The sequence below is a fragment of the Burkholderia sp. AU30280 genome (assembly GCF_020420125.1).
Classification (GTDB): domain Bacteria; phylum Pseudomonadota; class Gammaproteobacteria; order Burkholderiales; family Burkholderiaceae; genus Burkholderia.
Genome location: NZ_JAIZRY010000035.1, coordinates 1 through 8,459 on the forward strand (window position 1 = coordinate 1; position 8,459 = coordinate 8,459).

Sequence of the window (8,459 nt, forward strand, 5' to 3'; positions counted from 1 at the left end):
GCGTGCCCGCGCCGATGTTGCCGAGTCCGGCGTTGCCGGCGAGGCCGGGGACAAACTGGCCCTTGCCTTCGAGCTGGATCGACACTGTCACCTCGGTGCCGACGAGCTTGTCCAGGTCGAGGTTGGCAGTCACGCTCGGCGAGAACGCGAACGCGTCGTCGGTGCGCAGCGTGACGAGATAACGGCAGGACTCGAGGCGACCGATCGCCTCGCTGCCCTGCAGCCGCACCGGCGCGAACACCGGCAGCCCGCCGGTCGAATAAGTGGGCAGCGCCGCGCCGGAAATCGACAGCGTGCGAGCTTGCGTGAGTGTCAACATGTTGCAATCTCCCTGTCGGCCGCATCAACTCGGCCGGTTTTCGCTTTCTCTTGAGTCATACCGTCGTTCGCACGCGGAGCAAAATGGCGCTTTCCACTTCCCTGAGAAGTACACCGATAGATAAGCAACTCAACGTATGCTCCAGTCAGAGAATTTCCGTTACCTACGCGATCGATTTCGTAAAATCCCGGCCTAGCATCCAGATCAACCCGAAATCGATCAACTCCCAAAGAACGCAAATATTCAGAAATCAGCCTGCCTCGCCCTGCGTTCAAATTCCGCATCAGGACGGAGCTATCTATTTCTCCGTTTTGATTGTCGAAACCCACGAGAATCGTATCGGTCTCACGCAACGGACCACATCGCGCATTCTCAATAAATCCACGCATCCGCTCCTTCCAACCGTCGACTGGCATCACTGACCCGGTGCGGAAGAACAGCCGTACGCTTTCCATATTTCCGTTACAAAACCCGCCGTCCATCACAATGGGAGGTGAAGGTACATTTTCGATTGGACGAGTAACTTGCATCGTGATGCGTTGACACGCCGTCAGCATAAAAATCACGCACGCCGCGACGCCCACACGCCCGGTTAGCCCATAACCGAAGCGGCGGTGCCTCGCAAAGTCAAGATGCGTCCACATGTCGAAATGTCTGATCGCTATAACCCGACAGGCTGGTCGAGTCGATTTCCCTCAACCACATCCAGCGTCCATCCACCCAGCTGGTTGGCCTGCGCTGCTCCCGCTCTTCTAGATGGGTCAAAGTACGTACGCTCGGGAATTTCCGCCCCTTCCATACGACCGTCACGTCGGGAGTGCAACTTTCTGCGAAGCCTTGCCAAACCCCTGTCTCGGGACAAGGCATGCCAGTACGCAGGCCCATCTCGCCATACTTCTGCCGCTTGGCCTGTTCTCGCTGCTGCAACTCCTTTGGCGTCAGATACACTCGGTTGATCTGGATAGCACGCAGGTTCACCGAATTTTTGAGGCTGCGGAACTCGGGGCCGTCATTCTCGAATTTTCCGAGGTAGTCCATCCCGACGTGGACGTCATATGGCGAGTCAGGTGGCAGCAGTTGCCGGTAGCCGAACCGAGCCCGATTCGGATTATCTGCGGCGACGATACCGGACGGAAGAAAATACGGGGAAGTCTCCGTACGTACGCCATCGATCGACTCACCCACCACACGCCGATGCAGCGAAAAGCGAGTCTCAAAGACCTCTTTCGGGATGTTCGTCTGGACATGCTCATCCACGTCGATCCGCAACTCATTCACTGCGGGCTTTCCGTCAACGAGCCGCGCTTTGTCGTAGATAAAATCTACCGTCATCCCATCCAGAAAATAGGAATATTCGCTCTTGTCAGCACCCGCATCCCATGCAGTTGCGTCATAGCGAGAGGGTGCCCCCAGACTTCGCGTCACCTCATCGAAGGAAATTTCTCCAGTGGCCCATTGCAGACCAATACCGAAAATTCGCAGCAACTGCTCCTGCTGAGAGGCGTCCATCTGCTTCTTGGCTGGCGACTCACCCATCTCACTGACCCTCCCCGCTGGGACCGACCTTTGTTGTACCGTCTGGGTTTCTGCCCGGCTCAAGGTGGGCATAGGCAAAGTCATAAGCATTGCTGCACTGGTCAGCAGCATGGATTTGAAAGCCGTACCCAGCAATTTCATCCCAATAGGCGCTCGCCATGTCGCCGCAGAAGTACGCGTCGTTTTCCCGCGGCGCCGCTCGGAAAAATAGGCGGGTAACACCACGCCCGAAATCGACAGCGTGCGCGCCTGCGTCAGTGTCAGCATGATCAAATTCCCTTGTCGCCCACGTGCGGATTGCTGTCGTCAAATTCCCTCAACCACATCCACTGCCCCTCGACCCAGTTCGTGGATCTGCGCTGATCGCGCTCCTCCTGATGGGTCAACGTGCGCACGCTTGGAAATTTCCTGCCCTTCCACACGACCGATACGTCCGGCGTGCAGTTCTCCGCGAAGCCCTGCCAGACCCCCGTCTCTGGGCAAGGCATGCCCGTGCGCAAGTTCATCTCGCCGTACTTCTGGCGCTTCGCCTGCTCCCGCTGCTGCAACTCCTTGGGCGTCAGATACACTCGATAGATCTGGATAGCACGCAGGTTCACCGAATTTTTGAGGCTGAGGAACTCGGGGCCGTCATTCTCGAATTTGCCGAGGTAATCGACACCAACGTAGACGTCGAAAGGGGAGTCAGGCGAAAGAACCTGTCGATAGCTGAACCGTGCGCGATTCGGGTTATCTGCGGCGACGATACCGGACGGGAGAAAGTAGGGAGACGTTTCCGTACGCACGCCGTCGATCGACTCCCCCACCACAAGCCGATGCAGTGGAAGCCGCGCTTCGTAGCTCTCCTTCGGTATATTCGTTTGGAAGTGTTCGTCCACGTCGATCCGAAACTCATTCACTGCTGGCTTTCCGTCAACGAGTCGCGCTTTGTCGTAGATAAAATCTATCGTCATCCCATCCAGAAAATAGGAATATTCGCTCTTGTTAGCACCCGCATCCCATGCATTTGCATCATAGCGAGAGGGCGCCCCGAGACTGCGCGTCACCTCATCGAAGGAAATTTCTCCCGTAGCCCATCGCAGGCCAATTCCGAAAATTCGCAACAACTGCTCCTGCTGAGAGGCATCCATCTGCTTCTTCGTTCGCGACTCACCCATCTCACTGACCCTCCCCGCTGGTACCGAGCTTTGTTGTACCGTCTGGGTTTCTGCCCGGCTCAGGGTGGGTATAGGCAAGGTCATAAGCATTGCTGCACTGGTCAACAGCATGGATTTGAAAGCCATACCCAGCGAGCTCGTCCCAATAGGCGCTCGCCATGTCGCCGCAGAAGAACACGTCGTTTTCCCACGGCCTCCCTCGGAAAAATAGGCGGATAACACCGCGCCCGAAATCGACAGCGTGCGCGCCTGCGTGAGTGTCAGCATGATCAAATTCCCTTGTCGCCCACGTGCGGCTTACTGTCGTCAAATTCCCTCAACCACATCCACTGCCCATCGACCCAGTTCGTGGATCTGCGCCGATCCCGCTCTTCCTGCTGGGTCAACGTACGCACGCTCGGGAATTTTTGCCCCTTCCATACCACCGTGATATCTGCGGCACTGTTCTCCGAAAAGCCCTGCCAGATTCCGGTCTCCGGGCAAAGCATGCCGGTGCACAGGTTCATCTCGCCGTACTTTTGGCGCTTCGCTTGTTGTTGTTCACGTCGCCGCTGCACACGTTCGTCCGGGGAAAGGACTTTATATGCGCGCACCATCCGGACTTCAGCCAGCTTCGGAGGAGACGACCCATCCACGGGATTTGCGTAAAACAGTTCGACGTCGACGGGAAACCGACTACCCGGAACGCTCTTTGTCCGATAACGAAACACCTGCAAATTTGGCGTGTCGGGATAGCGACCGGGTATTTCGTTTCCAAACACCCGTTTGTTGTCTGCATCTATCCAGTAGTTGTCAAGGTGCAGTAAATTCTCTATTTCCGTGTGCGGAACCCCGGGCAGCATCGGGCCAATATCAATCGAAACGCCTGTCGGTACGATCTTTACCTTTTTTCGATTGGCACTGTAATCTTCGGGGTCATCCACCGTGTCGACGTCAATCCTCGTCGTGGGAAGAGTCGAACCAGTCGCGTAACGATAGTGCGCCCCTTCCGCTTCGGAATGCGGCTCAGTATCGTAAATTTTCCCAAAGACGACATCCGACCGATCAAACGGTTTATCGTCGCGCAGAATCATCATTGCGGTCGTCAATAGTCGAAGTACGAACGCGCGCTGCTCATCCAGCTTTGTCTGCACGTCAGCTCCTTGCACTAACGGAGTTGAATGCGGCAAGGTAGTCACCTGTGCATGTGCCAGGGTTGCGCACGCGAGCGCGATCAGGGTTGTCCCAATACGCGCCTGCGTCAGTGTCAGCATGATCAAATTCCCTTGTCGCCCACGTGCGGGTTGCTGTCGTCGAATTCCCTCAACCACATCCACTGCCCATCGACCCAGTTCGTGGATCTGCGCTGATCCCGCTCTTCCTGATGGGTCAACGTGCGCACGCTCGGGAATTTCTGGCCCTTCCATACCACCGTGACATCCGCGGCATTGCTCTCGGAAAAGCCTTGCCACATGCCGGTCTCCGGGCAGAGCATGCCTGTGCATAGATTCATCTCGCCGTACTTTTGGCGCTTCGCTTGCTGTTGTTCACGGCGACGCTGCGCACGCTCTTCCGGGGTAAGGACTTTATATGCGCGCATCATCCGGACTTCAGCGAGCTTTGGAGGAGACGACCCATCCACGGGATTTGCGTAAAACACCTCGACGTCGACAGGAAAGCGACTGCCTGGAACGCTTTTCGTCCGATAACGAAACACTTGCAAATTCGGATTGTCTCGGAATCGGATCAATTCATTTCCGGTGATCCGCTCATCACCCGCACCAATCCAGTAGTTATCAAGCTGCAATAAATTCTCGATTTCCGTGTGTGAAATCCCGGGCAGCATCGGGCCAATATCAACCGAAACACCTATTGGTACGATCTTTACCTTTTTTCGATTGGCACTGTAATCTTCGGGATCATCCACCGTGTCGACGTCAATCCTCGTCGTGGGGAGAGTAGAGCCGGTCGCATAACGATACCGCGCCCCTTCCGCTGTGGGGTGCGGCTCAGTATCATAGTTTCTCCCAAAGACGACATCCGACCGATAAAACGGTTTATCGTCACGCAGAATCATCATTGCGGTCGTCAATCGTCGAAGTACGAACGCGCGCTGCTCATCCAGCTTTGTCTGCACGTCAGCTCCTTGCACTAACGGAGTTGAATGCAGCGAGGTAGTCACCTGTGCATGTGCCAGGGTTGCGCACGCGAGCGCGATCAGGGTTGTCCCAATACGCGCCTGCGTCAGTGTCAGCATGATCAAATTCCCTTGTTGCCCACGTGCGGGTTGCTGTCGTCGAATTCCCTCAACCACATCCACCGCCCATCGACCCAGGTCGTGGATCTGCGCTGCTCCCGCTCTTCCAGATGGGTCAACGTGCGCACGCTCGGGAATTTCTGGCCTTGCCACACGACCGCTACGTCTGGCGTGCAGTTCTCCGCGAAGCCCTGCCACATACCCGTCTCCGGGCAAGGCATTCCCGTGCGCAGGTTCATCTCGCCATATTTCTGGCGCTTTGCCTGCTCCCGCTGCTGCAACTCCTTGGGCGTCAGATACACTCGATAGATCTGAATAGCACGCAGGTTCACCGAATTTTTGAGGCTGAGGAACTCGGGGCCGTCATTCTCGAATTTGCCGAGGTAATCGACACCGACGTAGACGTCATAAGGCGAGTCAGGTGGCAACAATTTCCGATAGCCGAACCGAGCTCGATTCGGGTTATCTGCGGCGACGATCCCGGCCGGTAGAAAGTACGGAGACGTTTCCGTACGCACGCCGTCGATCGACTCCCCTACCACAAGCCGATGCAGTGGAAGCCGCGCTTCGTAGCTCTCCTTCGGTATATTCGTTTGGACGTGTTCGTCCACGTCGATCCGCAACTCATTCACTGCAGGCTTCCCATCGATGACTCTAGACTCGTCGTAGATAAAATCTACCGTCATCCCATCCAGAAAATAGGAATACTCGCTCATGTCAGCACCTGCGTTCGGTGCGTCTGCGTAAAACCTTGATGGCGCCCCGAGACTTCGCGTCACCTCGTCGAAGGAAATTTCTCCCGTAGCCCATCGCAGGCCAATTCCGAAAATTCGCAACAACTGCTCCTGCTGAGAGGCATCCATCTGCTTCTTCGTTCGCGACTCACCCATCTCACTGACCCTCCCCGCTGGTACCGAGCTTTGTTGTACCGTCTGGGTTTCTGCCCGGCTCAGGGTGGGTATAGGCAAGGTCATAAGCATTGCTGCACTGGTCAACAGCATGGATTTGAAAGCCATACCCAGCGAGCTCGTCCCAATAGGCGCTTGCCATGTCGCCACAGAAGAACGCGTCGTTTTCCCACGGCCTCGCTCGATAAGCCACCGAGCAACGGTTTGGTTCTGCCACCATGCCATCGACATCAATTGGAGTTCCTCCGTGACCTACGTTTTTTAGCCAGTCGACCGCGAGCGCGCGGACCGTTTCGTATTCCTTCAGCAGGGAAGCATCATCCGGCAGATATAGCGGGTGATAGTCCTTCGTACTACGCCATACACTGAGTGAGTACAGGTACTGGGCGACGGCCATACGCTTGATGCCCGCGATCATCGGCGAGTCGTCAGGAATAGGCGTTACCGCGGCCTGCGATGCAATCGCCATTGCCTTCTTGTGCAGTGCAGTACTGGCACCGGGCCACTTGTCAACCTGAGTGCCCGGAAAGTTGTCGGGATGCTGCTGAACAAACGCGTAAATCCAGAACGACTGCTGGCAATGCCGTGCCTCGTGATAAATCGTGTCAGCGAATGCCTTCAGTGTTTTGAGTGCTTCATACCGGGTTCCCGCGTCGGTTGAATCAGACGTGACGTCAAATAGTCTTTTGAGTTTGCTCAATACGAGAACCAAGCTCCAATCCTGTGCATTGAAATGACCGTCTTCATCACTGGAGTCCTGAGAATCGGTCAGTGTAATCTCCTGCGGAACGGCTGCAGCCGGAATACCACCACCATCCGGCGACCGGGCAGTCAACGCAGCCAGCATGACAGGCTTGAAAAGATCACCCAGATCCCTTTTCGCGCCGACATTCAGCGGCCACTGCAACTTGAGCTTCGGCGTACTGCCGACAGGTCCGTAATATGCGCTGCCCCACTGCACTCCGGTCAGCAAAGGTTCCATGAGCTTTGCGTAGTCACGCGCCACCGGGTAGACTAGCGCGCCCTTGCGCATCGGATCGGAATCCGCATCGGAAAACCGCAGGCCCCATCTATCCGGACTGCAAATCGGATACAGGGCGGCCTTGTTCTCGCTGGTCGGTTGCCTTGCGTTGTTTTTGGCGGTCGAGTGCTTGCCAAGTTTGGTCTTGCTCATGCTCGATCGCTCCTCGAAGAATCAAATGTCGCCTTCGCATCTCGGGTCACAGCAGTCCTATGGGTCGATATGATCGATCCATCTTTGCGCATCAACTCGACCGTCGCGATCTGCATGCTCTCGCCCATCACGAGCGATGTCTCGCCGGTCGCACTACTTATACCTTCGACGACCTGGCCGTCGCTCAGCGTGATTCGATACCGCAGGTTCGGCATCACCCAACCCGAGCCACCCTCGACGAGAACAAAATGCTCCGCAACCTTTGCGTCCTTGATATCCGTCAGCGGCATCTTCACGGGTTTGGCCTGCGGCTCCACCGTCTGGTGGCTGCCCGCGTGAACCGTGTGCTCGCCGGCGGTATGCACCGTGTAGCCCTGATCACTGATCCGCATCTGCGTACTGCCTGCATGCAGCAGAATTTCTTTCGCCGCATAGAGATGGATACTGTCGGTGGTGCTCTCGATCTTGATCTTCTGCTTCGCCTTCACGTCGATGCCGTCGGTCTGCGCCTCGATGTGCACCTTGCCCGCGGCCGCTATCAACTTCATCCCCGCCTTGTGCACGAACAGCGAGAACGCGTTCGACACGCTCGCGAACAGCGAATGCCCCACCGCGAACCCCACATGCCGCCCGCTCGTCACCGCCACGTCCTCGTTGCTCGCCACGTGCAAGTTGCGCTCGGCCGCCACGCTCACGCCCGCCGCGCTCGCTAGCACCAGATCCGGCTCCTTCAGCTCAGGGAAGTCGTTCTCGCCCGCCGGCGTATCACCCCGGATCGCGTCGTTGCGCGCCTTGATCGCCTTCGCCACCTCGCTCTGGTCACCGTCCCGCTGCTGCGCCTCGTGCTGCTGCGCCAGCCCCGACAGGCTCTCCTGCAGCTCCCGCGCCCGCGTCAGCCGCCCCACCGCCGCCTTCGCTTCCTTCGCCTGGCCCGCGCCGTTCGCCTGGCCGTCCGTCGATACGAACAGCCCCCGCAGCGCGCGCACCACGCCCCAGTCGTCCGTGCGCAGGTCGAAGCCCTTGCCGCGCGCATCCGCCCGCCCCGTCTTCTTCACGATCCGACGGATATTCCCCAGCGCCAGCAGCGAGCTACCCGCGTCGCTCGCGATCTGCGTCTGGATCTGCCCCT

The 8,459-nt window shown here is 57.3% G+C and carries 8 protein-coding genes and 1 pseudogene; all 9 read right to left on the reverse strand.

Features of this window, described 5'->3' with window-relative positions; translation table 11 throughout:
• Window positions 1–319 (reverse strand): annotated as a pseudogene (locus tag LGN17_RS36315) (type VI secretion system tip protein VgrG); the annotation flags it as partial.
• Window positions 313–963, reverse strand: coding sequence for a hypothetical protein (locus LGN17_RS36320; RefSeq protein ID WP_226201545.1), 651 nt, complete (start codon window positions 961–963; stop codon window positions 313–315). The pseudogene LGN17_RS36315 and the gene LGN17_RS36320, both read right to left, overlap by 7 nt.
• On the reverse strand, window positions 947–2,122 hold the full coding sequence (locus LGN17_RS36325) for a hypothetical protein (RefSeq protein ID WP_226201546.1): 1,176 nt from the start codon (window positions 2,120–2,122) through the stop codon (window positions 947–949). Before LGN17_RS36325 ends, LGN17_RS36320 begins: the two co-directional genes overlap by 17 nt.
• Before the next feature lie 2 nt (window positions 2,123–2,124).
• The gene (locus tag LGN17_RS36330) at window positions 2,125–3,279 is read right to left on the reverse strand and encodes a hypothetical protein (RefSeq protein ID WP_226201547.1); all 1,155 of its coding nucleotides are present in this window, start codon (window positions 3,277–3,279) and stop codon (window positions 2,125–2,127) included.
• Between the two features lie 2 nt (window positions 3,280–3,281).
• Entirely contained in the window at window positions 3,282–4,265 is a 984-nt protein-coding gene (locus tag LGN17_RS36335; RefSeq protein WP_226201548.1) for a hypothetical protein, read from the reverse strand.
• 2 nt (window positions 4,266–4,267) lie between these two features.
• The gene (locus LGN17_RS36340) at window positions 4,268–5,248 is read right to left on the reverse strand and encodes a hypothetical protein (RefSeq protein WP_226201549.1); all 981 of its coding nucleotides are present in this window, start codon (window positions 5,246–5,248) and stop codon (window positions 4,268–4,270) included.
• 2 nt (window positions 5,249–5,250) lie between these two features.
• The gene (locus LGN17_RS36345) at window positions 5,251–6,111 is read right to left on the reverse strand and encodes a hypothetical protein (RefSeq protein WP_226201550.1); all 861 of its coding nucleotides are present in this window, start codon (window positions 6,109–6,111) and stop codon (window positions 5,251–5,253) included.
• Between the two features lie 28 nt (window positions 6,112–6,139).
• Complete coding sequence (locus LGN17_RS36350; RefSeq protein ID WP_226201551.1) at window positions 6,140–7,330, reverse strand: hypothetical protein; 1,191 nt, start codon at window positions 7,328–7,330, stop codon at window positions 6,140–6,142.
• Window positions 7,327–8,459, reverse strand: a 1,133-nt coding sequence (locus LGN17_RS36355) for a type VI secretion system Vgr family protein (protein WP_226201552.1), incomplete at its 5' end; no start/stop codon positions are given. The genes LGN17_RS36350 and LGN17_RS36355, both read right to left, overlap by 4 nt.